The sequence below is a fragment of the Natronolimnohabitans sp. A-GB9 genome (assembly GCF_030848565.1).
In the GTDB taxonomy this organism is placed as follows: Archaea; Halobacteriota; Halobacteria; order Halobacteriales; family Natrialbaceae; genus Natronolimnohabitans.
On record NZ_JAVDDV010000004.1, the window covers coordinates 20,514 to 44,842 of the forward strand.

The window sequence follows — 24,329 nt, forward strand, 5'->3', positions numbered from 1 at the left end:
CCGACCTACGCCTGTCCGTTCAGCGTGATGTAGTTGATGCCGATGATCCGCTCGTCGGACTCGAGTTCCTCTTTCGCTGCCTCTGGAACCTCGCTGTCGACGTTGTAGACGGTCAACGCTTCGCCGCCGTGAGCTTCACGGGCGTTGAACATGCCGGCGATGTTGACGTCGTGGTTGCCCATCACGGAGCCGATGAGCCCGATGACGCCGGGTTCGTCGGTGTTGCGCGTGACGACCATCTTTCCGTGGGGGATCGCGTCGACGCGGTAGCCGTCGACACGGACGATACGCGGGTCGTCACCCGCAAAGAGGGTCCCGTCGACGGAGACCTCGTCGTCGTCGTTGCTGACGGTCACGGAGATGAGACTCTGGAAGTCCTCGGCCTGGCGGGTCTTGGATTCGGTGACGTCGACGCCCCGGTCCTCGGCGATCTGGGGCGCATTGACCGCGTTGACCTGCCACTCGAGGGGTTCGAAGACACCCTTCAGGCCGCTTGCCGTCACGAACTCGACGTCCTCGTCGGCGATGTCCCCTTCGTAGGTGATCTCGACGTTCTCGATGCGGCCCTCGAGCAGCTGTGCGGCGACCTTGCCAGCGGTCTCGGCGATGTCGATGTAGGGTTCGACGCGGGGGAACGCGCTCTCGTCGATCGAGGGGGCGTTCAACGCGTTCGCGACGGGTTCCTGTTCGAGTGCAGCGTTGACCTGTTCGGCGGTGGAGGTCGCGACGTTTTCCTGGGCGGCCTCGGTCGAGGCACCAAGGTGGGGCGTGACGATGACGTCGTCGTGCTCGAGCAGCGGCGAGTCAGCGGACAGGGGCTCCTCGGCGAAGACGTCGAGTGCGGCGCCAGCAAGGGTGCCGTCCTCGACTTTTGTCGCGAGTGCATCCTCCTGGACGATGCCGCCACGACCGACGTTGACGAGATACCCGCCCTCGAGGAGGTCGAGTTCCTCGGGGCCGATCATCCCCTCTGTTTCGGGGGTCAGCGGCGTGTGGATCGTCAGGAAGTCGGCACGCTCGAGACACGCCTCGAACTCGACGAGTTCGGCGCCGAGCCGGTCGGCGCGTTCCTCGGAGATGTAGGGGTCGAACGCGACGATGTCCATGCCCAGCGAGTCGAGTTTCTTGGCGACCTCCTGGCCGACGCGGCCGAGGCCGACGACGCCCAGCGTCTTGCCGTTGAGTTCGGCGCCCAGATAATCGCTTTTGGCCCACTCGCCGTCTTTCAGACGGATGTGTGCCTGCGGGATCGAGCGGGCGGTCGCAAACGCCATCGCGACGGTGTGTTCGGCGGCGGCGCGAACGTTGCCTTCGGGGGCGTTGGCGACGATGACGCCCTCGTCCGTGGCGGCGTCGATGTCGATGTTGTCGACGCCGATCCCCGCACGGCCGACGATGACGAGTTCCTCGGCGGCCTCGAGGACCTCTGCGGTGACCTCCGTCCCGGAGCGGACGATCATGCCGTGTGCGTCCGATACCGCCTCGAGGAGGTCTTCGCCTTCGAGGTCGTAGCCTGTTTCGACGTCGTGGCCGGCGTCTCTGAGAACGTCCAGCCCCGCGTCGGCGATCGGGTCCGTGACCAGTACCTTCATGCGCGAGACAATCGTGTGGAGCAGGTAAACCCTTCCGTTGTTCCAGTCGAAGGCAAAAACTACCACTATCAGCCTCTCGGACACGACGATGCACTGACCGTCAGCCGACAGGAGACCGAAATCCGGATCGAGCGGCGACAGCCGGCAGTATCGAATACCTATTTGTCTCGCACGGCGAACAGGGACCCCATGCCACGGCTGGACCGACTCAGGGTGTATCCGGTAAAGAGCCTCAACGGTATCGACCTCGAGGCAGCCGACGTCCTCGACGGCGGGACGCTGGCTCACGACCGCGAGTTCGCCCTGTTCGACCGCGACGCGCTTCGTTCGACGGCCGACGGGACCGATCCGGATCCCGCCGACAGCGACGTCGTGATCAACGGAAAACGGACGGCACGCGTCCACGACCTACGGACCGATTTCGATCCCGAGACGGGGGTACTCGTAGTCGAACCGACGGACGGCGAGACCGCCAGCTTCGACCTCGAGTCGGCCGCCGGCCGCGACCGTGCGGCGTCGTGGTTCGGCGAGTTCTTCGACGAAGACGTCTCCCTCGAGCGCAATCGAACGTGTGGCTACGTCGACCGTCCCGGAACGGGGCCGTCGGTGATCAGCACGGCGACTCTCGAGACGGTCGCCGACTGGTTCGACGACGTCACGGTCGAGGGCGCGCGCCGCCGACTGCGACCGAACCTCGAGATCAGCGGCGTCGAGCCGTTCTGGGAGGATCGATTCGTCGGGGCGGACGCCCCCGCCTTCGAGATCGGCGGCGTTCGCCTCGAGGGCGTCACGCCCTGCAATCGCTGTGTCGTCCCCGAACGCGATCCCGATACGGGCGACGCGACACCCCAGTTCCGGGAGCGATTCGTCGAGAAGCGTCGTGAGACGTTCCCCGACTGGGCCGACGAAGACGCCTTCGACCACTACTACGCGACGATGCTCATCGCACGGGTTCCCGAGTCCGACCGAGGGAAAACAGTGCGGAGCGGCGACCCAGTCGACGTCGTCGACTCCTGAAACGGAACGCAAGTCATACTGCCGGACAGCAGTCTGTGACTCCTATCCGGCAGTATCGTCGCGGACTCGAGAGACGACCAGTCGGTCGTGGCGACGGCACACGATCCGTTCCGGACCGGGTTTCGTCCATCGCTACGTCCCGTCGGAACAGGCCCACTTCCAGAGTCCCACCGGGAGGAGCATGAGAAACGGCGCGTACACGACCGCGTTGAAGCGAGTGTCCAGCGACAGACCGGGGGCGACAAGCACGACGATAGCACCGAGGGCGATCGAATTCCGGTCGTCACACGGACCGTCCAGGTATCCAGCAGTCGGTCGACGAACCGGCCGTGCTCGAGACGTACGTTCCGGAGCCGATAGACCGACTCAGCCCACTGCGGCTCCTCGAGCAGTCGGTCGTAAGCGACGATGTGGTCCCCGCGACGCCGGTACTCAAGCGTGCCGTGCTCGAGGTAGTGGGTGGCGACCTGGATCGCGAGTGTGAGCGCCAGCAAAACGGCAGAGGCAGCGACGCCGAGCCAAAAGAGGAGGACAGAGCCAGACCAGGCGACGACCGCGATGACGGCAAGAAGCCAGACGACACCGAAAAACGGCAGGAAGAAGGCCATCCCCCAGATCGAGTGGACGACTCCTTCGAGGAGGACGGCGGTCCGGTCGACTGAAATCCGGTCGACCGGATCCAGCTCCGAGTCGGTCTCCGGAACACGAACGGGGCCAGGAGTCTCGGTCGATTCGGACGGGCCGGCAAACCAGCCGACGAACCGATCGACGAACCGGCTTGCGTCGGTCTCCGCCCGGGCCGCGCGGTACGACGACCACTCGACGAACAGCTTCACACAGACGACAAGGACGAGCGATCCAAGCGCGCCCAGAAAGAGGCCAAGGAAGGCAAGGAGAAACAAGAGGACGAACAGCTGTCGAACCGGCGCTTCGACGACGGCGTATGGCGAAACGCGTTCGTACTCCCGCTTTCGGAAGTACTGTCGGCTCGTCTCCGCGAGCTGGCCGACGACGAGAGTGAGGACGCTCGCCAGAACGGACGGTTCTATGACGCTCCCGTCGGGCTGAAAGATCGCGAAGACGACAACTCCGAAGAAGACCGAATACATCACCAGCCCGGCGACCACACCGAGAGCGAACGGGACGTTTCGAGGGTAGATCGGCGGCAGCGCGCCGTGGATCTGAACGCGGCCGCGTTTCTCGGCCAACAGCGATTCCGAAGCAGTCACCACACCGTCTCGTTCCGTCGGCGGCGGCCGCTGAGCGAACAGCGCCTTCACGCCAGCTAGCAGAATCGACACCACGAGTTCGACGCCGTAGATGAGCACGAGCGCCACCGGTTCCCAGCCGAGCCAGACGACGCCGACGAGCGGCAGCAGATTCGCCAGGAGGAGCGGCACGAAGCCGGCTCTGTCGTCGGTTTGGTCTGGAGGGCGTAAGGGCAGCATCGGAATGTGACTCCGTCTGGACATCTCTCCGGAAATAGATAAGCAATATGATTACTCTGTCAGCTGCTGGGCCTGGATCGTCGGTCGGCCAATGTGTCGACGGTCGGGTACGTAGCTGACACTGTCGGCCAGCAGTCAGTGAAAATTGCGAACGGTGGCGGATCGTACTGGTCCGACTATGCCCCGGCGTCGGCGTACAGATAGAGGGCACAGACTGCGAGGATGGCCTCGGCAGCCTTCGTGATTACCGCCAGCGGATTGAGGTTCCCGTCCATGTAGAACGCCTCGAGGCCCCACCCCTGGACCGGGAAGAGCGCGAGGATCGTGACGATCGAGTACGCCGCTGCGACGAGAAACAGTTCTCGTCGCCAGTAGCGGGTGAGATAGAGGACCGAGCCGCCGATGAATCCGAGTCCGTTCAAGATAAATAGGATCGCGAGCACCTCGCTGAACTCGATCGCGTTCGTCGACGCTACCAGATGCAAGATACCCGTCACGAGCGCCATGAGTATCGCGACGTACCCGATCGGGTTCGACGGTCGAACGAAACGGCTCTCTGCACCGGTTGTGGGACTTGCGCACATATCCGTGACGTCTGCAAGATCCCTGAAAAGCAGTCTGGTAGGTTTGTCGAATGTAACGGCGCGAACGGGCGTTCAAACCGTGATTAACACGGCACCGACGACGACCAGCGCCGCGCCCGCGACGACGCCTTTCGTCACTCGCTCGAGGTCACGCAACAGGACGGCGGCGAACACGAGCGTAAACAGCGGCGCGGTCGCGACCAGCGGATCGACGATGGCGATTCGACCCTCCTCTAAGCCGAGTGCGGCCATCAGTGAGAGCATCGCGACGGTCGTCAGCAGGCCGCTACCGGCGAAGTACGCGTACGACGCGCGCGGTCGCTCGAGGACGTCGCGACCACCGACCGCGGCGACGTAAGCGAGCAGTGCGATCAGACCGGCCGTCTCGTTCAAGGCGACGGCCTCGAGCGCCGAGATCGGCGTCTCGAGCATGCCGTACCGACGGCTGACGTTCGCGACGGCGAAGGTAGCCGCGGCGGCAATGGGCCACAGCAGGTGACGGGGTTGCCAGCCGCCGAGGTCGCCACCTTTCGAGGCCGTCAGGACGGCCAGTCCGGCGACGAGGATGACGATTCCGACCCCCGTCACAGGCCCGAGTGGCTCGCCGAGCCAGACGAGCGCGATCAGTGTCGCAAACAGCGGTCGCGTACTGAGGATCGTACTGTTGAGGCTCGCACCGACCTTATCGACGCCGACGAAGATCGTGATCCGACCCAGGGCCGTCCCGACGACGCCCGCGAAGGCAAAGATCGCGAGCACCTCGAGGGTTAGCCCGGAAAACGCCGACCGGCCGTAGAGCGCGGCGATGACGAGCCAGTAGATCGCCGAGTCGACGACGACCACGACCAGCGACGCCTGCACGGAGCCGCCACCCGCGGCCATGCCCCGCTTGTCGAATATCGGCGTAAAGCCCCAGAAGATCGCCGGGATCAACGCGAGAACGAGCACCTCGAGGGTCGCACTCGTCATCGGCTCGACTCACCGGGTCCGGGCCGTCGTCGCCGCGTCATTCGATGAGAGGTGAGGACGACGAACGGGTCAACGTTGCGATACCGGTTAGCTACCGACTCTTTTCAGAGACGTGGAACACCGGCGACTATTATGGGCAGTGCCGGCGTATCGACAGCTATGTACGACCGAATACTCCTCCCAACCGACGCGGAGAAAGGCGCCGAACTGGCGACCGAACACGCGATCACTGTCGCCGAGTCGACCGGCGCGGAGCTACACTTGCTGTACGTCGTCGACAGCGACGTCTACAGCTCCTACTCAGGTGACGAATACGTCCACGAGTTCGAGGGCCTCGAGTCGGCCTTAGAGTCGATCGGCGAGGAGACCCTCGAGGAAGCCACAGAGCAAGCCAACGAGGCCGGACTCGATCCGGCGACGACGGTCCGTCACGGTCGACCCGCCGAAGAGATCCTCGCCTACGCCGACGAAGAAGACGTCGACCTGCTGATCATGGGCTCGAAGGAGCGACCCGGCGAGTACCGCCAGCTGCTCGGAAGCGTCACCGAACGGGTCTCGCGGCTGGCCTCGCGACCGGTGACCATCGTCAAGACGCCGGTCGAGGCGGAAGCGGAAACCTGAACTGGTTTATTCGGGGGGCCACAATCGGCGGGCGATGACAGTCGTCGCTTTCGACTTCGACGGGACGCTTTCCGACTCCGAGATGACCGTGTTGCTCGGTGACCGCTGTGGCGTCGCCGACGACATGGCCGAGATCACCGAACGCTCGATGAACGACGAGATCGACTACGCCGAGAGCCTCCGCAAGCGCGCGGCGCTGCTCGAAGGGCTCCCCGCCGAGGACGCCCGCGCCGCCTTCGACGAGGTCGAACTCCGCGACGGTGCGGCCGACCTCATCGAAGAGTTAAACGACGCCGGCGTCACGACCGCGATCCTCACCGGCGGCTTCGAACGCGGCGTCGCCGCCGCCCTCGAAGCGGAGGACGCCTCCGTCGATCACATCGTCTCGAACCGACTGCCGATGAACGACGAGGAGACCGAACTGACCGGTGACGTCGAAGGGCCACTCATCGAGGGCACCAAAGACGACGCTCTCGAGAACCTCGCCGACGAGGTCGGCGTCGACCTCGAGGACACCGTCGCCGTCGGCGATGGTGCCAACGACCTGCCGATGTTGCAAGTCGCCGGCCTCTCGATCGGGTTCGAGCCGAAACCGGCCGTCGAACCGCACTGTGAGGTCGTCGTCACCTCGATGGACGAAGCCCGCGAAGTGCTCGTCGAGGACGGCGTGCTGGCCGACGCGTAGCGGTCGACCTGTTGTACGGGTTTTGCCACGGCCACAGGAGGTCGTGGCCGTAGCGAGACTAACCGACAGTTAACGGGTCGCGATTCGTCTCATACGGTCTCCTGTCGTCAATTACCGCCGATCGCCAGGATGGGGTCGGCGATCGGCGGTACATCGGTACAGCAGTCCGTATCAGAAGAACTCGGCAGCCTCCGAGGCGTACGCTTCGGGTGCAACGTCGACGACGCGTTCGTCGTGGAGCGTCTGAAGGAAGAACGCGTCCGAGACGTAGTGGTCGTCGAACGGCGATCGAGCGACGACGTCGACGACGACGGGCGAAGCGTCTCCCTCGTTCAGGTGTATCGAGAAGTTGTGGGCGTTGAGCCCGAGCGAGCCGTAGTAGGACAGCACGTTCTCGAGGCCGGCCGCGAGGTCGGCGACCACGTCGTCGTTGGGTGCAGGTCGATCGGTCACGTCGGTAATGCCCACGACGTGGTAGTGGTGGGTCGGCGCGAACGGGGCGAGCCACTCGACGTCGCCGGTTGCGCCGACGTGTCGTGGCCCGTCCCGTTCCTCCTCGAGCAGGGCTTCCCAGTAGGTGCTGTCGTGGTCGTCGGCGAACGCACGCTCGGCGTCGACGCGGCGTCTGGCCGCGTTCGTGCCGTGGTCGTCGAGGATCGTCTGGAGGTGTGGGTGGACGACGCTGCTTCCCGAGGAGGGGAGCAAGTTCATGTTGATCGAGGCGTAGGGGGGGTCCTCGTGGTCCGTGACCGCGTGGACGTACTCGAGGGCGTTCTCGAGGCCATCGGCGAGCAGGTCAGCGGAGAACTCGTCGTTTGGCACGAAGTGGTCCTCGGTGAGAACGACGACGTTTGCGTGTTTGGCGTACGGAAACAGGTTCGGAAACGAAACTGATTCGCCGACGGTTCCGCGATCGACCTCGACGAAGTCGGGGTACTCTGGCGTCGCGTCGTGGACCATCTCCGGACAGAAGAAACAGTCTCCGTCGTCGTCGACGAACGACGAGATATCCGGTCGCTCGTCGGGATGAGGGAACACGTCCTCGACGAGACGGGTCTGCTGTCCGGTCAGCGGATCCTCACGCAGTTCGACCTCGACAGTGTCTTCCTCGAAGTCGGCCATCGGACTGTAGAAGCGCGCCCGGTCAGTGTGTGCGGTGAACTCGATGGACATCACGCGTCGATTCGTTGACCAGTGACAAAGATCCTCTGGCAAGTTCACAGCAGTGTGTTCTTGTGCGCACTCGTCGACGGGTACCGTATGCGGGAGTTCGCGTTTACGATCACCTACGAGCGCGGTGTGGACCACCTCATGGACGTCTTCATCGACCACCCCGGGCTCTACGCACGGACCGTCTCCTGTCACGCCACGACGGACACGATGTGGCGTCTCGACGAAGCTACCGGGCCGCGAGAGGCGCTTGCGGATTACGACGAGTGTCTCGAGGGAATCGAACGCTGTTCGAGCCTCCGAGGGATGGGCGGCTGTGAGATCGACTGGACTTGCGAGACCCTCGCCGAGCGGCCGACGAGCCGACTCGTCTACTCGCGCCAGTCGGAAGGCGAGGGCTGTCGGTCGGTGCCGTACCTGGCCGCGACACACCTCGGTGACGGCGTACTCTGTCGCGCCGAACAACACGGTCACGAGTACAGGTGGTGTATCCTCGCCGACGACGATGCTGCGGTCAGAGAGATCTACGAGGAACTCGAGGGGAACCTCCGAGACGGACTCTCCCTCGAATTCGAGCGCCTCGGCGAGCCGACCGAGTGGGTCGGGTACCACGCGGATCGCGGAGGGCTCCCAGACAAGCAGTGCGAAACACTCGAGTTGGCCGTCGAGTACGGCTACTACGACGATCCGCGCTGCGCGTCCGTCCAAGAGAGCGCCGAGGCCGAGGGGATTCCGACGTCGACGCTCCAGTGCCCGGCTGACTCGGGCCGAATCGTGGCTCGCAAATCCTTCGTCTCGACCGAGACGGGCGATCCCGTCGTGCGAGCGAGGGGTGCGACAGCCGACGACTGATAGGGATCAGCAGACTAGTTCATAGGTTCTCTCGTCATGCGGTTCTCACGGGAACGGTTTTCGCGTGAGAACCTTCGAATATCAGTGCTAATCAGTATGAGTCGACCGACACACGCTAGCCGAACATAGTCGGCTATTCGTCCGAAACGGAGAATATCCGCTATGAGAGCCGTTTTCGCGATCGAGAGACTTTTAACTCGATCTCGAGTAAGGAGTTGCATGATGTGGCAAGACCTCGTCTTCATGGTTGGCAGCAGTCTCTCGATCGTCTTCCTCGCACCGACCTTACGCGATGCGACCGCGCGGGTTCCGCTCGGAACGAGTCTTCCGTCGATGGCGATCGGGCTGGTCTACGGCGCGACCTTCCTCACGCTCGGAATGAGTTTCTCCGCAGTCGGCTCGCTGGCAGCCGGAACGATGTGGGCTCTCATTGCCGCGATCCGTTCGCCGACCGGTAAACACCTCACCGGCCGACTCCTCCGCCTCGAGAGTCCCTCGTTGTTCGCGACCGATCTCCACCGATGGCTCGCGAGTTTCCGAACCTCGGTCAGCGCCGATCAGTACGCCTCGTTCGACGCTGTCCACGACCGGGCCTACCGACAGACGGCAGATCAGGCGGCCGACTGATTTTCCTTCCCAGTTTTCCGTGACTTCGACTTCCCGCCGGACGCCGAACGCGATCGCTCGCGATCAGTGCAACGAAAACGTCCAACCGAACCACTCGAGGAACCCACCTCGTGGTCCGGAGATCTTCGATCGGCGTTAGCGGTCTTCGACCTGTGCCATCAGCGTTGCGAGAGCGTCGCGGCGCTGTGTCAGCACGCCGCCGATCGCCGCGAGAACGGCAGGGACGAGGATTCCGGCGAAGAGAATCGCGCCGGATGTCGTGGGAGCGAACTCGACCGAGCCGGTAATCTCCATCTCGTCGTTCAGGTAGGGCTCGGCTTCGAGCGTGCCGGCGCTATCGATCAGGCTACCGACGAGTTCGGGATCCGAGTAGGTGTTCGTCATCAGGAACGCGACGACGGCTGCAATTACCAGATACGCCGGAACGACCGTTACGCTGGCTTTCACCGCTTCGACGGCGTCGTCGGCGTCGGTGTAATTCGCGATCGCGTACCCCGCGGCGACGACCAGTCCGAGCGTAAGCACGAACAGCGCCGTATCGACCAGGAAAAACGGCGGTGAAGCGGCCGCAGCGGCGTGGTTTGGTGCGTCTCCGAGCGTCGCGGGTTCACCGTCGGCTTCGAACCCCGTTCCGAACGCGGCGAGGTAACTCCAGCCGGCGGCCTCCCAGGAGGCCACCATGTCTGTGACGACCACCGACCCGTCGTCAGTGTAAGTCGTGGGCGTTGTCTGTGCCGTCGCGACGAGCGTCGCGAGCAGATGTGCGAAGTAGGTCGCGATCGCTGCGATCGCACCGAACACCGCACCCTGCTTGAACGGGAGATCGCTGCCGGTGTCCTGTACCGCCGCCGGTCGCTGTGTCCGCTGCTCGTCGTCCTGTTCGTCCTCGTACTCGAGTTGACTTTCTTCTGTCATCACCGATAGGTAAGCTAGAGTGATATTATAATTTCCGGAACAATTGTTACAGTAGAAATGGAGAACGTTCTTCTATCAACTGTTTGTAATTCATCCAATTACATCTATAAATAAACGTGTTACTCGCCGAACAGACTCGTGTGTACTGGCGCAAACGAGTCGGACTCGACCGGCTCCGACTCGGTGTCGGTGATCGTCCGTCCCGACAGCCCCGTCTCGAGTAGGTCCGACAGCGGCGGTCCGACCTTCTCTGGTTCGACGAGGAAAGCGTCGTGGCCGTGGTCGGACTCGACGACGTGGTGGGCGACGTCGACGTCTGCCTCGCGACAGGCCTCTGCCACCGACTCGGACTGTTCGACGGTGAAATGCCAGTCGCCGGTAAACGACAGCAAGAGGAGTTCGCCCTCGAACGCCGCCAGCGCGTCGGCGTCTGACTCGTACCCGGACGACAGGTCGAAGTCGTCCATCGCGCGGATCATGTAGAGATAGCTGTTGGCGTCGAAGCGGTCGACGAACTTGTCGGCCTGGTAGTCGAGATAGGACTCGACCTCTCGATACGGGAAGAAGGCGGCCGCGGGATCCGGCGGCTCCTCGCGGACCGTCTCCCGGCCCGCCGAGCGACGCCCGAACTTGCGGGCCATCGAGGCTTTCGAGAGATACATAATGTGGCCGATCTGGCGCGCTCGAGCGAGCCCGTCGTCGGGTTCGGGACCGCCGTAGTAGTGGCCGCCGTTCCAGTTGGGATCGCTGGTGATCGCCCGTCGCGCGACCGTATCGAGCGCGAGACACTGTGCATCGAGGCGGGCGGCGGCCGCGACCACTCCGGCGCAGTCGACGTCGTCCGGATATCGGCGCAGCCAATCGAGGACGTTCATCCCGCCGACGCTGCCGCCGATGACAGCATGAAGGCGACCGATACCGAGTTCGTCGAGGAGTCGTCGTTGCGCGCGGGTCCAGTCGCCGACAGTGACCGGCGGGAAGTCGGTGCCGTAGGGCTCGCCCGTCTCCGGGTTCTCGCTTGCTGGTCCCGTCGTGCCGTAACAGGAGCCGGGCGTGTTCGCACAGACGACGAAGTACTCGGTGGTGTCGACGGCCTTGCCGGGCCCGACGACGTCACCCCACCAGGCACGTGCCTGACCGGCCGTCTCGTCGCCCGCATCGGGTCTGCGAGCGACGTGAGAGCTGCCGGTCAGCGCGTGACAGACGAGCACCGCGTTGTCGCCGGTGAACTCGCCGTACGTTTCGTACGCTACCTCGAGGTTCGGGATCGACTCCCCCGAGAGGAACTGGAACTCGCCGAGATCGACTGTGTCTTTGCTTGTCATGGGTATCTAGTCGTCACTCGCAGCGCGAGAGGCCGTCTCGATCGCTTGCTCGAGGTCGGCCAAGATGTCCTCAGGGTTCTCGATGCCGACCGACATTCGTACGAGGTCGTCGGTTACGCCCGCCTCGGCGCGCTCTTCCGGCGACAGCTGTCCGTGCGTGGTGCTCGCGGGGTGGATCACGAGCGTCTTCGCGTCGCCGATATTCGCGAGGAACTGGGCGAGGTCGACTTCCTCGCAGAAGACCTTGCCCGCCTCGAAGCCACCCTCGAGTCCGAACGCGACCATGCCGCCGAAGTCCTCGAGATACTGTCGGGCGTTGTCGTGGGTCGGGTGGTCCTCGAGACCAGGGTGGGTGACCCAGGCGACGTCCTCGTGGTCCGCGAGGTACTCCGCGACGATAGCCGCGTTCTCGCAGTGTTTTTCGACGCGCAAGGGCAACGACTCGAGGCCCTGCAGCGTCTGCCAGGCGTCGAAGGGGGACTGCTGGTTGCCGAGGCTGCGAAGCGAGCGATAGCGGGCGGTCGCGGCGAAAGGTGCCTCGGGGAAGTCACGCGAAAAGTCGACGTCGTGGTAGGCGTGGTTCGTTCCGGCGATCTCGTCGTAGCCGTGTTCCCCCCACGGGAACGAGCCACCGTCGACGAGGACGCCGCCGACGGTCGTCCCGGAACCGTGGAGCCACTTGGTCGTCGACTCCCAGACGACGTCGGCCCCGTGTTCGAGGGGGCGACAGAGCGCCGGCGTCGCGAAGGTGTTGTCGACGACGAGGGGAACGCCATTGTCGTGGGCGATCTCGGCGATCCGCTCGAAGTCGGGTGTGACCAGGGACGGATTGCCGATCGTCTCGACGTGGACGAACGCGGTGTCGGCGTCGATCGCCGCCTCGTACTCGTCGTACTCGAGCGTGGGGACAAAGCGCGCCTCGATGTTCCGGCGGGACGCGGTCTTCGAGAGATAGGTCGTCGTTCCGCCGTAGGTATCGGTCGAACAGACGACGTTGTCGCCCGCCTCGGCGAGGATCAGCGTCGCGGAATCGAGGGCGGCCAGTCCGCTGGCGGTCGCGACCGCGCCCGTGCCGCCTTCGAGGTCGGCAAGCCGATCCTCGAGGATCCGGACGGTCGGGTTGGCGATCCGGGAGTAGATGTATCCCTCTTCCTCGAGGGCGTAGAGATCGGCGGCAGTATCGGTGTCGTCGAAGACGTAAGAGGTGGTCTGATAGATCGGTGGGGCCATCGCCCCCGTGTCCGGATCGGGCGATTGGCCGGCGTGGACGCTTCGTGTCCCGAGGCCGTCGCCGGGACAGTCCGACTCGTCGGCGGTCCCGTCGCTCGCGTCGTCACTCATGTTTAGTATGCATACTACTCGAGACTCATATGCGTCTCAGTAACGGCAAAAACCGCAGTCGATTCGTGGGAATTCACACACGACGTGCGGGCGGTGAGTGGCTCGGGCGGCACGTTCGAAGCGCTCGAGCCGTGGCCGGACGACGTGCGACGACCACCGAGCAACCTGGCGTCGATCGAGACGGACGACTTGATAGTTCCGTAGCCGAAAGTGGCGGCTGTGCACTCGAGCGACCGGGATCGAATCGTGCTCGCCGGCGTCGTCTTCGCCGTCCTCTTCTCGCAGCTGTTGCTCTATCCGGGGATCGGAGCCCTCGTCACCGCTCTGGGGGCGGACGTCTCGCCGTCGGGCCTGGCCGCGAGCGAACTCGACGCCAGCATGTGGTTTCTCGTCGCCGAGTTCGTCGGCTACGTTGCCTTCGTCGGCGTCTGGGGGACGGTAAGCGACGTGACCGGCCGCCGGACGCCGTTTATCGTCGCCGGCGCGCTCGCCGGCGCGGTCGGCTACGCCACCCTCGCGGCCGTCCCAGCGATCGGCTCGATTCCGTTCGAGGGCGTACTCGTCCTGCGATTCTTCCAGGGCGCGATGACTATCGGCGCGTTCTCGCTGACGATCACCATGCTGATGGACCTCGAGGGCGGCCACGGCCGGAACATGGGCGCAGCCGGCATCGCCATCGGGCTTGGGGCGGCACTCGGCGCGCCGGTCGGCGGGCAACTCTCGGAGGTCGACCCGATCGCGCCGCTTGTCGCCGCCGCCGCGTTGCTCGTCGTCGTCGGGACGCTCGTCTCGACGCTCCAGGACCGCGCGCCAACACACCGACGCACCGCGCGGGCCCTGCTCGAGGGCGTCCGTCGGCGGCCGACACTCTCGATCCCCTACGCCTTCGGCTTCGTCGACCGCATGACGGCCGGCTTCTTCGCGCTGGTCGGGACGCGGTACTTCCAGGACGCCTTCGAGATCGGTCCCGCGACGACCGGAATCCTGCTCGCGTGCTTTTTCGCCCCCTTCGCCCTCCTGCAGTATCCGATGGGGGCACTGTCGGATCGGATCGGACGGACGATCCCGATCGTCGTCGGCTCGCTGTGTTACGGCGGTGGCATCCTCGCGGTCGGCGCCGCACCCACGGTCACGACGGCCGCGATCGCGATGATCGGCGTCGGCGTCCTCGGCGCGCTCGTCTCGCCGGCGACGATGGCGCTTGTCACCGACATCGCCGCCGAAAACGAACGCGGGCTCGCTATGGCCGGCTTCAACGTCGCCGGCAGCCTCGGCTTCCTCGGCGGCTTTCTCGTCGGCGGCCTCGTCGCCGGAAGCTACGGCTACGACCCCGCGTTCCTCGCCGTCGGCGGCCTCGAGATCGTGATCGCGCTGATCGCCGTGCCGATATTCCTGCGGCTCTCGGTCGGTCCACACGGACGCTTCGCGACCGAGGACCATGACCGAACATGATCGTTAATGTTTTGTTCTCCTTTTTATGCTAAGAAATAATTAGTGGAAAGGAATGGTGTGTAATCGCATAACAGTGTCACGATAGAGGGTATCAATTTTTATGTACTCAATCCCAATGCTCTATCGATGGCACGAGATAACCCCATTTCGCGGCGGACAGCGCTGAAGGTCACGGGTGCGGCGGCGGCGACGGCACTCGTCGCTGGCTGTAACGACGACGACAACGGCGACGACGACGACGACGGCGTCGAGGAGTACGAAGCCGAGCCTGGCGAGGAGATCGTCTTCTACGGCGACCAGGCTTACTGGGAAGGCAAAGAGCCAAGCGAGATCGAGGGCGCCGAAAACCCGACGCTCATCCTCGAGGAAGGCGAAGAGTACACGATCGGCTGGGACGAAGGCGACGGCGTCGACCACAACATCGAGATCCGCAACGAGGACGACGAAGTCGTCGATGATCTCCAGACCGACATCGTCACCGAGCCCGACGAGGACCAGTTCCTCACCTTCGATGCCTCCGAGGAGATGGCCTACTACATCTGTGAGCCCCACGCGACCAACATGCGTGGCGAGATCGACGTCGTCGAGGGCGACAACGGCGACGAAGAGAACGGCGAAGAAGAGAACGACGAGTAACGACGTCGTCCGAGCGTAGCGATCTTTCGCCGCGACTCGATCGACGCTGATCTTTTGGCGACCGGTTACCGCCCATCCCGGGGTTTCGTTCTCCCCATATGTCAATTTTACATCATTTATAGGTGGATCCACGAGGGTGTCGGCAAGCGACGTATTCACCGTCCGGCCGAAGCCGGACTATGAGTTTTGACGATCGACGCTCGCCGTTGTCGGTATCCGTATCAGATACCACTAGACTCAACTATTTTTATGTGTCACGCACGACAGATTCTGGTATGAACGACGACCGACTCACGCGACGAACGATCCTGCGAGTCGGCACCACCGTGGCCTCGGCTGGTGTGCTCGCAGGCTGTCTCGAGGAGGCCGGCACCGATAGCGAACTGGACGACTCGTCCGACGACGAGTCGAACGGAACCGACGCGGACGAGGCCACCGAAGGTGATGCCGACGCCGATGCGGACGACGTCGCCGACGAGAGCGACAACGGCCGCAACGAGTACGAAGCCGCGCCCGGCGAGGAGATCGTCTTCTACGGTGACCAGGCCTACTGGGAAGGCAAAGAGCCACGCGACATCGAAGGGAAAGCGAACCCGACGCTGGTCCTCGAGGAAGGCAAAGCGTACACGATCGGCTGGGACGAAGGCGACGGCGTCGCTCACAACATCGAACTCAGAGACGAAGACGACGCGGTCGTCGACGACTACGCGACCGATATCACCGACGACCCCGGGGACGACCAGTTCATCGAGTTCGAGGCCACCGAAGAGCTCGCCACCTACGTCTGTGCACCCCACGCTGCCATCATGCGAGGGGAGATTCGAATCGAGTAATCGAGACCTGTCGATCCTCGAGGGACGATCGAGCAGTGGGGCATCAAAAGTACCATACCCTCTCGTTTCCCAGTAGGACGTACTCAGGTGGTTTGCGTGACCGAAAAACGCGAATACAAAGACGACTATCCCGACAAGACGCTGTACATTCCGGGCCCGACCGAAGTACGCGAGGACGTCATCGAGGCGATGTGCGAGCCGATGTTCGGCCACCGCATGGACCGGATGACCGACCTCTATACGACCATCGTCGAGGACACGAAGGAGTTCCTCGGCACCGACAACGACGTCGTTGTCCTCACTGGCTCCGGCACGGAGTTCATGGAGAGTTCGATCCTCAATCTCGTCGACGAGAACGTCCTCGTGACGACCTGTGGGAGTTTCAGCGAACGACAGGCAAACGTCGCCGAGCGACTCGGCAAAACCGTCGACACCCTCGAGTACGAGTGGGGGAAGGCGGTCAAACCCGAGGACGTCCGTGACCGACTCGAGAAAAGCGAGACTGACTACGACGTCGTCACGTGCGTGATGAACGAGTCCTCGACCGGCGTCCGCAATCCGATCGAGGAGATCGGCGACGTCGTCGCCGAGTACCCGGACACCTACTTCGTCGTCGACGCCGTCTCCTCGCTCGGCGGGGATTACGTCGACATCGACGAGCACAACATCGACGTCATCTTCACGTCGGTGCAGAAAGCCTTCGCGATGCCGCCGGGACTGGGCGTCTGTGTCGTCAGCGAGGACGCCTACGAACGCGAACTCGAGTCGGATTCCGCCTCGTGGTACGGCGGTTTCCAGCGGACGCTCGACTACTACGACCGAAAGGGCCAGACCCACTCCACGCCGGCGATCCCCATCATGCTCGCCTACCGCAAGCAGATGAAACACATGCTCTCTGAGGGTCACGAGGCTCGCGACCAGCGCCACCGGGAGATGGCCGAATATACGCGCGAGTGGGCCCGCGAGCACTTCGAGATGTTCCCCGAGGAGGGCTACGAGTCCCAGACGGTCGCCTGTATCGAGAACACGCAAGGGATCGACGTCGCCGAAACCATCACCGCCGTCGACGAGCAGTACGACATGGTCTTCTCGAACGGCTACGGCTCACAGCTCGGCGAGAAGACGTTCCGCATCGGTCACATGGGCGAACACGACCTCGAGTCGATCAAAGCGTTGACCGACGCGATCGAGGACGTCGCAGACCTGTAAGGGACAGTCACGGCCCCACACCGGACTCGCCGCCGGTTAACTGAACAGTCCGCGGATCCAGTCGACGATACCCGCGATCAGATCCGTGACCCACTCGACGACCGAGCCGATCGCACCGCCGTCCGTGAGTCCGCCGGTCAGACCGGTGTCGTCGTCGCCGCCGTCGGTCGAGCGGTCGTCGCCGACCGCCGCGCGGGCGTCGACGATCCCGTGGCCCTCCGCACAGGACTCGAGGACTGGCTCTGCCGTGTCGGCGAGGATCCCCCGGACCGCCTCGTTCGGCCCCGGTCCGTCCTCCGCTCTGGTCTCCCAGACCAGCGCCGCGACGCCGGTGACGAACGGACAGGCGATACTCGTCCCGCTCGCCTCGGCGTACTCGTTGTTGGCGTAGGTCGAATTGACATCCGTTCCCGGTGCCAGCAGATCGATCGCGGAGCCGACGCTGCTGTAGGACGCCAGCGTGTCGTCCTCGTTCATCGCGGCGACCGCGACGACGTCTTCGTGGGTCGCCGGGTAGGTCATCGTCTCCTCGTCGCAGGTGTCGGCACCGTTGTTCCCCTGGTTCCCGGCCGCCGAGAGAAGGAGATGTCCCGCCGCGTGGGCAGTCTCGATCGCCTCGTCGACCGCGGGATGGGAGTCCGTGCCGCCGAGGCTCATCGAGATGAGTTCGACGTCGTGCTCTATACACCAGTCGATCCCGGCGATCAGTTCGCTATACCAGCCGTTGCCCTCATCGTCGAGTACCTTGACCGCGTACAGGTTCGCGTCCGGGGCCGCACCGACGACGCCGAGGTCGTTGTCCGCGCCAGCGGCGACGCCCGCGACGTGCGTCCCGTGGCCGTGACGGTCCTCGTAGTCGCCGGGCGGCCCGGACGAGGTGACGTTCCGCCCGCCGGCGACCTCGAGACTACAGTGGTCGGTCTGAATGCCTGTATCGAGAATGCCGATATCGACGTCGGCACCGGTGGGGTCGACATCGCCGACGCCGATCCGATCGTGGCCCCACGACGACTCCTGGTCCGGATGGGTCGAACAGTCTTCGCCCGGGGGACGCAGCAAGTCGAGCAAGGAGGGCGACCAGTCGTCGGGAATCCCTGTGTTTTCGTCGTCCTCGACGGACGCGATAGGGGACAGAGCGCGCAGTTCGTCCAGTCGGTCAGTCGGCACCTCCGCGACCACGAAGTCGAAGCTCTCGTACTCGAGGACCGTCGTCCCGCCGACGGCCTCGACCGCGTCGAGGAGGTTACCGACCAACCCGTTCCGCGGGTGGACGAACACCCTGCGGGTCTCCGTCGTCGAGGCGGCCGCCGACGTCGAGACGCCGACCAGTCCCGCGGCAGTGCCGGCACCGACACCCCGCAAGAGTTGACGCCGACTGAGAGTCATGTTTTCTGGAACGTATACCGGCGAGATAAGCGTTCCGTACGTCAGTGGCCCCGCTGTCGAGAGTCGTCGATCGGCGTACTCATGGTCCCGGATCTCGGCATCGTCCGAAATCCCGTCACCCCAGCTACCGGTCGTCACGACAGTCATACTGGCGGACAGCAGTCGCGCGACCGATCGCCGAATCGTGCTGTCCGACAGTATCAGTCCGTCCAGCGGCCGACCGACCACCTCGAACGGAAGCGGAGAACTCGAACGAGGTGTGAGATCCACGGCTCGAGCGGTCGGTGTCGGAACCGTTTCAGTTGGTACTATAGTAGCCACTGCAAGTCATTGCACACCTGATCGCCAGACGGATCAGCGATCAGTGTGTAAACCGTTGCAGTTGTTACTATATCGGCGGACAGTGGAGCCTGTTTGCTCGAGGTTAACGAGCGAACAGCAGCGCACAGCGGCGCCTTGACATCCTCCACACGAACTTTAGTCCTGTCTTTTACCCAGACGTCCACGGCGTTCCAAACGAGCGTTGCAGCCGCTCTCGAACTCGAGTTGTGATCGGACACTCGAGGTGTGGAGCGATTCGAGCGATGATGCCAGTGTTGGGGTGGATGAACACCGGGAGGCGAGATCGACGAAATCGCTCCTCGAGGATGACTGTGCCCGTGAAAACCGGGCGTTTCGGTTGCATTCCTCGATCTTGTTCACTCACGACAGCGGCTCCAGTTGTGGGTAAGAGACAGGGCTACAGCCGTGGGCTTTCTCCTGTATCCGTGTAAGCGCAACGCAGAACGTCGACTACTGGATGTGGCCTTCCTCGCGGAGTTGGTCGGCTTCGCTCTTCTCGTAGCGCCAGGTGATGTCGGCCTTCTCGTCTTGCCAGTCCCAGGGTTCGACGAGCACGACGTCGTCCTCACGGATCCAGATGCGTTTTTGCATCTTGCCGGGGATGCGCGCGGTGCGTTCTTTCCCGTCGGCACAACGTACTTTCACCCGGTTCGCCCCGAGCATGTCCGTGACGGTCGCGAAGACCTCGTCGTCCTCTGGCATTCGGAGGTTCTTCCGACCGCCATCGCCGTCGTCACTCATGGGTGACGTTTTGAAGCCGAGGCGTTTAACCCTTTTTCAACTCGTTTCGAGACGGAGTTCCTTCACCCAAGAAGCAAGGTAGGCCGAATGCTCACAGTAGATAAGACAGCTGCAGCATATGAGTTTCGAATGACACGTAACAATTCCACCTCTCAAAAGAAATTGAAATTTCGGAAATCGTAATTTCCAAGTTTGGCAGTTTTATCTTGATACAGAGCTTCCAGGTAGTATTTGGAGTGTCAACCGGACTCGAGGTTCGAAGCGACGAGATCGTACCACTCTTCGAAACGGGGCAGTCGGTCACGGGTCTTGCCACTGGAGTTCGGGGTAGTCGTCGGGATCTTCGACCGTCCGCCAGACGTCGTCGAAATCGAATTCACCCATGTTATCTTTGGCTTCGGAACCTTGCATTTCGTCGGTCTCGAGTCCCTCAATCTCCTCGTCGTTGGTCGCCTCCCCGACCCCGTCGTCCTGGGTCGTCGATTCAGTGTCCCAGTAGGAGTCCTCGAGGACGCCATCTGACTCGAGAAATCCGCCTTCTTCGTTTTCGCCGACGAGTCCCCCAACGATGTCGTCGCCCGTTACTTCGCCCGTCGCATACGTTCGATAGATTTCTCCTTCCTCGTCACCACCGATGAGTCCGAGGAAACTCCCTTCGGACAGATTGATGCCTGCGAGGCCGCCGACCCACTTGTCACCAGTGACGTCCCCTCTGGCGTAGGCATCCTCGACGATCCCGCCGTTCGAGCCGACGAGTCCGCCGACGTTATCGTCACCGGTGACGTCACCCGTCGCGAACGACTCGAGGATCTCACCGGGGTCGTCGCCGCCGAGTCCGAGTAGCCCGGTTCCTGCGGCCAGGTTGGTACCGACGAGCCCACCGACGAACTGTTCGCCGATGACCTCGCATTCGGCGTACGACTCCGTGATAACGCTTCCGTCACCATTCGAACCGACGAGTCCGCCAACAGCTGACTCCTCCTGATCGAATCCTTCGACCGTCACGCCGGTAGTCACGTGTGAACCGACAACCACGCCGACGTCGTCGTCGCCCTCGAAGTTCAACCCGACCAGCCCACCAACGACGGTTTCACCGACGATGGTCGCGTCACCAGTCACGTGTGAGTCGGTGACCGTTCCGACGTCCTCTTCACCCGTGTTATGGCCGACGAGACCGCCAGCAGCGGAGTACTCATCATCGGGATGTACATCGTTAGCCGTCACATCACTTTCCGCGTGTGAATCCGAGACACCACCTTCATTGAAACCGACGAGACCGCCAACAGTGTGGTCTGCAGTTACCTCACCGGTCGCATACGACCCAGAGACGACCCCGCTTTCGAAGTTATGCCCGACGAGTCCGCCCACGTCGTTTGGCCCCTCTACCATGCCGGCCGCGTGCGAACTGATCACTTCGCCGCTGTTGTAGCCGACCAAGCCGCCCACGAACTCCACATCCCCGTCGACGTCGACCGCCGCACTCGAGTCTTCTACCGGACGGGAGTCGTGGTTGTACCCAACCAGTCCACCGACGGAGTACTGCCCCGTTACCGATCCTGTGGCATCCGCTCCGATCACCTCTGCATCTACCATACCTTCGCCTGAGAGACCGGTCTCGCCGACGAGTGCGCCGACGTTTCCGTTTCCAGTCACATCGACGTGTGTGACCGTGACGTTCTCGAGTACTCCATCGATTGTCCCGAACATGCCGACACCATCGTCATTGCGGTCGATCGTTATCCCACAGATTTCGTATCCATTCCCGTCGAACGAGCCCGTAAACGGATTATTCCTGTCGCCAATCGGATCGAACCCGGCCCCATTGTTCCACTGATCGGTCTCGCTGGCGTCGATGTTCCGTCCGAGTTCGTAGTGGGCCCCAAGTTCGCCGGCTATCGCCTGGAGTTCCTGGTCGTCGGTAATCACGTACGGGTCGTCCTCGGTACCGTCCCCGTCCATGTCGTTGAGAAGGTCGTCGTAATCGTCCGGTTCCTCCTCAGTGGGGGTGCTCCAGTCTTCGAGTTCGGCCTCCCTCATGACGGTGGCCTCGATGCTCGCCGGCTCGGTGATCGCCTCGATTTCGATCTCTCCGGTTTCCCCCTCGTCGACGCTGACGGTCACTGTCTCCGATTCACCGACCTCGAGGTCGAAGACGTCGGGATCGAACTCGAACACGTCGGAGGACAACACTACGTCAGCATTCTCGCCCAGTTGGTTCGTGATCGTAAACTCGTTGACGACGCCGCAGTCGTCGACATCGTCGCCGAGTTCGTCGATACCCTCGAGTGCGAGATAGGCGTCTTCGTCCTCGACGGCGCTGATATCGGTAATCCGGTTGACTTCAGTCCGTGAGAACCCCAGGGTATCCGTCACGAGCACAGCTCCGGAACCGGCCATCACCACCAGTGCGCCGCGACGGGTTACGTTCACGACGAGGAATGTCTCTCTGCATCTAACTAAAGCTACCTTTCGAGCATCGGCCAGGGACTTCCCCGACGTTCGCAGTCAGTGTGGACCGACGGCGCGGTTTTAGTGAGTCCGGGTGGTTACAGCCAGTACCGGACGCGGGGGCGTCCACGATCCGAAACGCTGCACCGAGACATGAGCTCCAGACACCGGTCCCAGCTATGGAACCGACCAGACGGAAGCTCATCAGCGGCACAGGAATCCTCGTATCGGGGCTCGCAGTCGCGATCAGTACCGGCGCGTTCAGCAGCGTCCGGATCGATCGACAGGTAACGGTCTCCGTCAAGGAAGACGACGACGCGTACCTGCAACTGACGCCCCTCGACGACGACATCGCCGAACTCGTCGACGGCAACCTCGAGCTCGGCTTCGGGGAACTCGCCCCCGACGACGCGGTCGACCTCGGACGAGGGATCAACCAGCAGTCGACGACGGAGTTCACCGACGTGTTCGCGGTCACGAACCTGGGTCGACAGAAGGTTCGGCTCGTCGTCGACGCGGACACGGCGAGCGCGCCCGGCGAGTGGGAACTCCGGTTCTACGCCGACGACGAGAAACGAACGTTGCTCAACGCGGACACCGACACACCGATCGGGACGGACGACGGGATCACGCTGGTCGCCGGTGCCGGCGTCGACGTCGACATCGTCATCGAACACACGGCCAAGGCAGCAAGCGACCCAGCCGACATCGAGGCGGCCGCCACGCTCGTTGCCGTGACCGGCGACACCGACGCGTACGAGTACGACGCCGACGTGAAGAAGTAGGCGACCCGATCGTGGGTCGGCGTCGTTCCCTCGAGTGGGTTTCGTGATAGGATGTCCTCGTGATCGACTCGATGGGACATTCTATTTATATGATAAATAATGACCAAACAAAGTGGGCGTATTTAAGATTCGTTTATTATCAATTGGTGTGATTTTACCGGAAGAGTTTATGTTCAAGAGAACAACACCCGCTATGAACAGACGGAAAGTCATTATCGGCACGGGAGTTGCCGCGTCGGGTCTCGCGATGGCAGTCGGTGCTGGTGCGTTCAGTAGTGTCAGTGTCGAACGCAGTGTGACGGTCAACGTCGAAGGCGACGATGCGGACGCGTATCTGCTGCTCGAGCCTAAAGACGACGACATTGCCGAAATCGAGAACGGCAAACTCGAGCTCGCGTTCGACGAACTTGAGGATGATGAGAATAATGTTCGTGGATCAGGCGTCAACGAACAATCGACGACGGAGTTCACCGACGTCTTTTCGATCACCAATCAGGGTCGAGATGAAGCCCGACTGGTCGTCGACGAAGCTACTGCAGAAGAGTCAGATACAGATCCCGATTGGGAGCTTATCTTCTACGCCGTCAACGGCAACGACGACGAGAGAACGGAGCTAAATGCGGACGTGAGCGGCGAAGAACTCGGAGAGGCCGGCATTACGTTAACTCCCGGAGAGAGCACGGACGTTGACGTTGTCATCGAAAACAATGAGATCGAAGCAGATGATGATGGTGATGATGGTCAGTTTGACACAGAAATCGATATCATCGCTGCCACGGACGACTCCCGAACGTACGATGCCGACGGTCTAAACGGAGACTGAGATAGATCAACCGTGACCTCGAGTCGACGAACACTGCTGGTCAGTGGCGGTGCGATAGCTGCCAGTACGTTCGTCGGCGCGTCGGCGTTCAGCAGCACCGCGGCCGAGCGATCGGTCGCGGTTGCCGTCGATATCGACACCGATGCCTATCTCGGCCTCGAGCCGGCCTCGCCGTTCGCGACCCTCGTCGACGGCCGCCTCGAGTTGACCATCGACGAGACGGTCGAGGGGGTCCCCGGGGACGGCATCAACACGGACAGCGAATACGTGTTCGTCGAGGCGTTCGAGCTCATCAACCAGGGCAGGGAGACCGTCACCCTCGAGGTGGCCGTCGACAATCCGGACCCGGATCCCGGCTCCGAACCGCTCGAGGTGACGTTCTACGCAGAGAACGAACAGCGGGTGCCACTCGAGGAGAGCGACCCCCTCGAGTCCGGCGACTCCGTTGGCGTCACGGTCGAGATCATCGTCGGTGACATCGATCACGAGGTGTACGAACTCCCGGTTACCGTCTATGCAAGTTCGTAA

At 63.0% G+C, this 24,329-nt stretch carries 23 protein-coding genes; 12 read left to right on the forward strand and 11 right to left on the reverse strand.

Annotated features, from left to right (window positions below):
• Nucleotides 1-5: 5 nt before the first annotated feature.
• The gene (gene serA, locus RBH26_RS06770; protein ID WP_306757418.1) at nucleotides 6-1,592 is read right to left on the reverse strand and encodes a phosphoglycerate dehydrogenase; all 1,587 of its coding nucleotides are present in this window, start codon (nucleotides 1,590-1,592) and stop codon (nucleotides 6-8) included.
• A 189-nt stretch (nucleotides 1,593-1,781) separates the two neighbouring features.
• Between serA and RBH26_RS06775 the strand changes: the two genes are divergently transcribed.
• Entirely contained in the window at nucleotides 1,782-2,609 is an 828-nt protein-coding gene (locus RBH26_RS06775) for an MOSC N-terminal beta barrel domain-containing protein (RefSeq protein ID WP_306757419.1), read from the forward strand.
• Here the strand turns inward: RBH26_RS06775 and RBH26_RS06780 are convergent.
• The 3 genes from RBH26_RS06780 to RBH26_RS06790 form a co-directional block, all read right to left on the reverse strand.
• Nucleotides 2,519-4,057 carry a DUF6498-containing protein gene (locus tag RBH26_RS06780; protein WP_306757420.1) on the reverse strand — a complete coding sequence of 513 codons (1,539 nt, stop codon included), beginning with the start codon at nucleotides 4,055-4,057 and terminating at the stop codon, nucleotides 2,519-2,521. The genes RBH26_RS06775 and RBH26_RS06780 overlap by 91 nt on opposite strands.
• Before the next feature lie 176 nt (nucleotides 4,058-4,233).
• Entirely contained in the window at nucleotides 4,234-4,641 is a 408-nt protein-coding gene (locus tag RBH26_RS06785; protein WP_345784080.1) for a hypothetical protein, read from the reverse strand.
• A gap of 72 nt (nucleotides 4,642-4,713) precedes the next feature.
• Complete coding sequence (locus RBH26_RS06790) at nucleotides 4,714-5,610, reverse strand: DMT family transporter (protein WP_306757423.1); 897 nt, start codon at nucleotides 5,608-5,610, stop codon at nucleotides 4,714-4,716.
• A 159-nt stretch (nucleotides 5,611-5,769) separates the two neighbouring features.
• Here RBH26_RS06790 and RBH26_RS06795 point away from each other — a divergent pair, with 159 nt between their 5' ends.
• Both RBH26_RS06795 and serB read left to right on the forward strand, forming a co-directional pair.
• Nucleotides 5,770-6,231 (forward strand): universal stress protein, encoded by a 462-nt coding sequence (locus RBH26_RS06795; protein WP_306757424.1) that lies wholly within the window; start codon nucleotides 5,770-5,772, stop codon nucleotides 6,229-6,231.
• Between the two features lie 34 nt (nucleotides 6,232-6,265).
• Nucleotides 6,266-6,916 carry a phosphoserine phosphatase SerB gene (gene serB, locus RBH26_RS06800; RefSeq protein ID WP_306757425.1) on the forward strand — a complete coding sequence of 217 codons (651 nt, stop codon included), beginning with the start codon at nucleotides 6,266-6,268 and terminating at the stop codon, nucleotides 6,914-6,916.
• Between the two features lie 171 nt (nucleotides 6,917-7,087).
• Here serB and RBH26_RS06805 read toward each other — a convergent pair whose 3' ends face one another.
• Nucleotides 7,088-8,089, reverse strand: a complete 1,002-nt coding sequence (locus tag RBH26_RS06805) for a hypothetical protein (protein ID WP_306757426.1) — start codon at nucleotides 8,087-8,089, stop codon at nucleotides 7,088-7,090.
• An 87-nt stretch (nucleotides 8,090-8,176) separates the two neighbouring features.
• Between RBH26_RS06805 and RBH26_RS06810 the strand changes: the two genes are divergently transcribed.
• Complete coding sequence (locus tag RBH26_RS06810) at nucleotides 8,177-8,938, forward strand: helix-turn-helix domain-containing protein (protein WP_306757427.1); 762 nt, start codon at nucleotides 8,177-8,179, stop codon at nucleotides 8,936-8,938.
• A 219-nt stretch (nucleotides 8,939-9,157) separates the two neighbouring features.
• On the forward strand, nucleotides 9,158-9,565 hold the full coding sequence (locus RBH26_RS06815) for a hypothetical protein (protein WP_306757428.1): 408 nt from the start codon (nucleotides 9,158-9,160) through the stop codon (nucleotides 9,563-9,565).
• A gap of 135 nt (nucleotides 9,566-9,700) precedes the next feature.
• Here the strand turns inward: RBH26_RS06815 and RBH26_RS06820 are convergent, their stop codons facing one another.
• From RBH26_RS06820 to RBH26_RS06830, 3 genes are all read right to left on the reverse strand, one after another.
• The gene (locus RBH26_RS06820) at nucleotides 9,701-10,480 is read right to left on the reverse strand and encodes a hypothetical protein (protein WP_306757429.1); all 780 of its coding nucleotides are present in this window, start codon (nucleotides 10,478-10,480) and stop codon (nucleotides 9,701-9,703) included.
• Nucleotides 10,481-10,599: 119 nt separating this feature from the next.
• Nucleotides 10,600-11,805 carry a homoserine O-acetyltransferase gene (gene metX / locus RBH26_RS06825; protein ID WP_306757430.1) on the reverse strand — a complete coding sequence of 402 codons (1,206 nt, stop codon included), beginning with the start codon at nucleotides 11,803-11,805 and terminating at the stop codon, nucleotides 10,600-10,602.
• 6 nt (nucleotides 11,806-11,811) lie between these two features.
• Nucleotides 11,812-13,146, reverse strand: coding sequence for an O-acetylhomoserine aminocarboxypropyltransferase/cysteine synthase family protein (locus tag RBH26_RS06830; RefSeq protein ID WP_306757432.1), 1,335 nt, complete (start codon nucleotides 13,144-13,146; stop codon nucleotides 11,812-11,814).
• A gap of 219 nt (nucleotides 13,147-13,365) precedes the next feature.
• Between RBH26_RS06830 and RBH26_RS06835 the strand changes: the two genes are divergently transcribed.
• The 4 genes from RBH26_RS06835 (at nucleotide 13,366) to RBH26_RS06850 (ending at nucleotide 17,276) form a co-directional block, all read left to right on the forward strand.
• Nucleotides 13,366-14,598, forward strand: coding sequence for an MFS transporter (locus tag RBH26_RS06835; RefSeq protein ID WP_306757434.1), 1,233 nt, complete (start codon nucleotides 13,366-13,368; stop codon nucleotides 14,596-14,598).
• Nucleotides 14,599-14,724: 126 nt separating this feature from the next.
• A complete protein-coding gene (locus RBH26_RS06840) occupies nucleotides 14,725-15,234 on the forward strand; it encodes a plastocyanin/azurin family copper-binding protein (protein ID WP_306757435.1) in 510 nt (169 codons plus the stop codon).
• Between the two features lie 275 nt (nucleotides 15,235-15,509).
• A complete protein-coding gene (locus tag RBH26_RS06845; RefSeq protein ID WP_306757436.1) occupies nucleotides 15,510-16,067 on the forward strand; it encodes a plastocyanin/azurin family copper-binding protein in 558 nt (185 codons plus the stop codon).
• Nucleotides 16,068-16,163: 96 nt separating this feature from the next.
• On the forward strand, nucleotides 16,164-17,276 hold the full coding sequence (locus RBH26_RS06850; protein WP_306757437.1) for an alanine--glyoxylate aminotransferase family protein: 1,113 nt from the start codon (nucleotides 16,164-16,166) through the stop codon (nucleotides 17,274-17,276).
• 36 nt (nucleotides 17,277-17,312) lie between these two features.
• Here RBH26_RS06850 and RBH26_RS06855 read toward each other — a convergent pair whose 3' ends face one another.
• The 3 genes from RBH26_RS06855 to RBH26_RS06865 form a co-directional block, all read right to left on the reverse strand.
• On the reverse strand, nucleotides 17,313-18,662 hold the full coding sequence (locus RBH26_RS06855) for a S8 family peptidase (RefSeq protein ID WP_306757438.1): 1,350 nt from the start codon (nucleotides 18,660-18,662) through the stop codon (nucleotides 17,313-17,315).
• A gap of 792 nt (nucleotides 18,663-19,454) precedes the next feature.
• A complete protein-coding gene (eif1A, locus tag RBH26_RS06860; RefSeq protein WP_306757439.1) occupies nucleotides 19,455-19,745 on the reverse strand; it encodes a translation initiation factor eIF-1A in 291 nt (96 codons plus the stop codon).
• A gap of 300 nt (nucleotides 19,746-20,045) precedes the next feature.
• Nucleotides 20,046-22,118 (reverse strand): GLUG motif-containing protein, encoded by a 2,073-nt coding sequence (locus tag RBH26_RS06865; protein ID WP_306757441.1) that lies wholly within the window; start codon nucleotides 22,116-22,118, stop codon nucleotides 20,046-20,048.
• Between the two features lie 254 nt (nucleotides 22,119-22,372).
• Between RBH26_RS06865 and RBH26_RS06870 the strand changes: the two genes are divergently transcribed.
• From RBH26_RS06870 to RBH26_RS06880, 3 genes are all read left to right on the forward strand, one after another.
• Nucleotides 22,373-22,978, forward strand: a complete 606-nt coding sequence (locus RBH26_RS06870; RefSeq protein WP_306757442.1) for a DUF1102 domain-containing protein — start codon at nucleotides 22,373-22,375, stop codon at nucleotides 22,976-22,978.
• Between the two features lie 148 nt (nucleotides 22,979-23,126).
• On the forward strand, nucleotides 23,127-23,801 hold the full coding sequence (locus RBH26_RS06875) for a hypothetical protein (RefSeq protein ID WP_306757443.1): 675 nt from the start codon (nucleotides 23,127-23,129) through the stop codon (nucleotides 23,799-23,801).
• Nucleotides 23,802-23,813: 12 nt separating this feature from the next.
• Nucleotides 23,814-24,329 carry a DUF1102 domain-containing protein gene (locus RBH26_RS06880; protein WP_306757444.1) on the forward strand — a complete coding sequence of 172 codons (516 nt, stop codon included), beginning with the start codon at nucleotides 23,814-23,816 and terminating at the stop codon, nucleotides 24,327-24,329.